Annotated in this window: 1 protein-coding gene; it reads right to left on the bottom strand. The window is 41.4% G+C overall.

Translation table 11 applies throughout. The annotated features are described in order from the left end of the window. Nucleotides 1-62: 62 nt before the first annotated feature. Nucleotides 63-1,352 (bottom strand): ATP-binding protein, encoded by a 1,290-nt coding sequence (locus QVO99_RS04985; RefSeq protein ID WP_022316501.1) that lies wholly within the window; start codon nt 1,350-1,352, stop codon nt 63-65. Nucleotides 1,353-1,595: the final 243 nt, after the last annotated feature.

The following is a 1,595-nucleotide window of genomic DNA, read 5'->3' as shown; positions in this document are numbered from 1 at the left end:
AGGATGGGTTATCCTTCGGGGGAGGCTAAGTGGTGGGGTAATTCGCGGTACCCACTATATATCTATACCCAATTGCCGACTGCATACAGAGGTCTGTTCTCCATCCATTCCTGATTCTGGTATGGCATCATGGAAAGGCGCAGACCTTTTAGTTCAGGGTGTTTGCCTATGAATGTTCTCAAGGATTTGGCATGCACGTTCACTTCAGCCTTAACTTCAATCGGAACAACAACAGCACCTTTTTGTACCACAAAATCGATTTCAACCCTCGAATCATTGCTGCTATAATAATATATAGACAAGTCCTCTGTCATCAACTGTGTCAATACAAACAGTTCGGTAAATGCACCTTTGTATTCCTTGAACAGGGTGTCAGCCACAATGATACTTTCAGCAGGAGCGTCTGACATTGCCCCCATTAATCCTATGTCAAGTACAAATAGCTTGAATACGGACATTTCCTCATAAAACTTCAAAGGAATCGAAGGTGTAGTAATTCTGTTGATTTGATATATTAGCCCCGCATCCAAGAGCCACTGTATGGCTATTTCGAACTCAGAGGCTCTTGCCCCTTTCTTTAAAACTCCAAATATGAATTTTTTGTTCTCCTTGGCGAGTTGCGCAGGTATGGAGTCCCATACCATATTGATGCGGGGCACTTCTTGAATTGGTGCATGCTTGGAGAAGTCTCTACGGTAATCGAACAGAATTTGCTTCTGGATGTTACGCACTTCCTCAAGATTCTTTGTCAAGGCAAATTCTGCCACAGCAGCCGGCATCCCTCCTACATAATAATACTGACGCAGACAATCAATCAAACGAACCGACAAAGAATCGATAATGGAGAAATCCTTTGAGGCTAGAACATCCACCAAAGGCTGTTCGTCTATAGCCATGAGAAACTCATCGAAAGTCATAGGATACATCTTTATCATGTCAACCTTACCTACTGGGAACGATGTGTCACGGTGAAGCGAAATTCCGAGTAGCGAACCAGCCACAGCTACATGATATTGGGATGCATCCTCACAAAAATATTTCAAAGAATTTAGAACCGTCGGATTCTCTTGTATCTCGTCGAAAATGATAAGAGTGTTCTCCGGTTCAATATTCACATGCAGAATGGCTGAAAGAGAGAGCAATATTCTGCTGATGTTATAGTCCTGAGAAAATATCTTGTCCAGCGTTTTGTTCTTGTCACAATTGACATACGCCATTTTCTCGTAGTAATGTGAACCGAACTCTTTTAAGATATATGTTTTGCCCACTTGTCTTGCTCCGTTGACAATCAATGGTTTACGGTTTTTCTTGTTTTTCCATTCAATGAGCTTTGATAAGATTTTTCTCTTCATATCTACATTTATTTGCACGAGTATTTGCTACAAAGATACATTTTTTCGCACGAATAATCATCACGGTCACACATTTTTTCGCACGAGTCAATTATGTTTTTCGTTTTGCTGCTAATAAATGAGTAGACACATTACTATTTTGCAATACAACATGACATACCAAAAAGGAAGCACTGAAGCACTTCCTTTTCCTGAAGAATTCTCTTGTCCTATGGCATCAGCCCCCACCTGGCCTCCCCCCGT

The sequence above is a fragment of the Prevotella sp. CAG:592 genome, from assembly GCF_000436015.1.
Classification (GTDB): Bacteria; Bacteroidota; Bacteroidia; order Bacteroidales; family Bacteroidaceae; genus Prevotella; species Prevotella pectinovora.
The sequence above is the reverse complement of the archived record's forward strand: the minus strand, read 5'-3'. Positions and strand labels throughout refer to the sequence as shown.